The organism is Kitasatospora sp. MY 5-36, from assembly GCF_001182915.1.
Lineage (GTDB): Bacteria > Actinomycetota > Actinomycetes > Streptomycetales > Streptomycetaceae > Kitasatospora.
Window position 1 is genome coordinate 1 of the sequence record NZ_LFVW01001104.1, and the last position, 1,886, is coordinate 1,886.

General features: G+C 76.4%; 3 protein-coding genes. 1 reads left to right on the forward strand and 2 read right to left on the reverse strand.

What is annotated here, in order from left to right; genetic code table 11:
- Together AE652_RS40510 and AE652_RS40515 are read right to left on the reverse strand one after the other, a co-directional pair.
- Positions 1-702: AAA family ATPase (locus AE652_RS40510; RefSeq protein ID WP_049660825.1), on the reverse strand; the 702-nt coding region annotated here is incomplete at its 3' end.
- 88 nt (positions 703-790) lie between these two features.
- Positions 791-1,489 (reverse strand): hypothetical protein, encoded by a 699-nt coding sequence (locus AE652_RS40515; RefSeq protein ID WP_074004685.1) that lies wholly within the window; start codon positions 1,487-1,489, stop codon positions 791-793.
- 131 nt (positions 1,490-1,620) lie between these two features.
- Between AE652_RS40515 and AE652_RS40520 the strand changes: the two genes are divergently transcribed.
- A partial coding sequence (locus tag AE652_RS40520) for a GntR family transcriptional regulator (RefSeq protein ID WP_049660823.1) occupies positions 1,621-1,886 on the forward strand: 266 nt, incomplete at its 3' end.

Genomic DNA, 1,886 nt, shown 5'->3' on the forward strand with positions numbered 1-1,886 from the left:
GGCCAGCGCCGCGTGGGCGAGGGTCGCGGCGGAGGACAGCGCGTCGGCGTGGCCGAGCCGCTCGGCCTCGGCGGCCAGCTCGGCGTCCTCGCCGGCCACCGGCTCGGCGGCGGCGATCTCGTCCAGGCCGAAGCGCAGCAGGTCGGCCTCCTGGGCGCGCTCGCGGGCCCGGGTGGTCAGCTCCTCCAGGGTCGCGGAGACCTCCCGCAGGACGCGGTAGGTCTCCCGGTAGCGGGCCAGCGGCCCGGCCACCGAGGCGCCCGCGTACCGGTCCAGCGCGCCGCGCTGGCGGGCCGGGCGCAGCAGGCGCTGCTGGTCGGTCTGGCCGTGCACGGCGATCAGGTCCTCGCCGAGTTCGGCGAGCAGCCCGACCGGGACGGACCGGCCGCCGACGTGCGCCCGGGAGCGGCCCTCGGCGGAGACGGTCCGGCTGATCAGCAGCGCGCCGTCGTCCAGTTCGGCCCCGGCCTCGAGCGCGCGGACCGCCGCCGGGGAGCCGGGGGGCAGCTCCAGGCGGCCCTCCACGACGGCGCGTCCGGTGCCGTTGCGCACCAGGCCCGGGTCGGCGCGTCCCCCCAGCAGCAGGCCAAGGCTGGTCACGACCATGGTCTTCCCGGCGCCGGTCTCACCGGTCACGGCGGTGAAGCCGGGGGCGAGTTCGACCACCGCGTCGTCGATGACCCCAAGATCCCGTATCCGCATCTCGTCCAACACGGAGACGACCTTACGAGGTTCCGCCCCCGGCGCGCGACGAGCGACAACGGCGCGCGGCAACTCCGTGCCCGGAAGTTCATCCCTTCCGGGCGTCCTCGGCGGGCACCGGGACGGTGCACCAGGGCAGCAGGAGCTGCACCAGCGGGCCGATGGCCAGCGCGTACGCGACGGTGCCGGCCCCGGCGGTGCCGCCGAGCAGCAGCCCGGCGGTGAGGACCGTCACCTCGATGCCGGTGCGGATCAGCCGCAGCGAGCGGCCGGTGCGCCGGTGCAGGCCGGTCATCAGGCCGTCGCGCGGGCCGGGGCCGAGCCGGGCGCCGATGTAGAGGCCGCTGGCCAGCCCGTTGAGGGCGATCGCCGCGGCCGTCAGCGCGATCCTGGCGGGCAGGGCGCCGGGGCCGTCGACGACCCGCAGGGTGAGGTCCATGGCCGCGCCGATCACCAGCACGTTGGCGACGGTGCCCAGGCCCGGGCGCTGGCGCAGCGGGATCCACAGCAGCAGGACGAGGGCACCGCAGATCGTCACCCAGGTGCCGACCGAGAGGCCGATGGTGCGCTGCAGGCCCTGGTGCAGGACGTCCCAGGGGTCGAGGCCGAGGCCGGCGCGGAGCATCAGCGCCATGCTCACGCCGTACAGGGCGAGGCCGACGAACAGCTGCGGTATCCGGCGGCCGAGGGCGTGGGTGTCGCCGAACACCCGGACGGCGAGCGTCCGCCCGGCGGCCGGTCCGGGTCTGGTGGGGGTGGCTGATCCTGGTGTGGTCGTGGTGGCCAAGGCCTGCTCCTGCGGTGGTGCTGCACCCCCGGGGCGCCCGGTGGTGGCGGCCGGCATGGCCGCCCTGCCATGATGGCCAGTCCAAAGCTGCCCGCTCCAGGGCCAATCCCGAGCAAGTGGACTTTTCAGCCATGGTCGACTGGCACACCACCGTCACCCCGCCCGCACTCGCGCGGCTGCTCACCACCGCCCGGCTCCCCGAGCCGGCCGCCGCCCGCCGCCCCGCCTACCGCACCCTGGCCGGACAGATCCGGCTGCTGGTCACCGAGGGCCGGCTGCCGGTCGGCGCCCGGCTGCCCGCCGAACGCGAGCTGGCCACCGCACTGGCGATGAGCCGCACCACCGTCGCCACCGCGTACGAGACCCTGCGCGGCGACGGCTACCTGCGCAGCCGGCG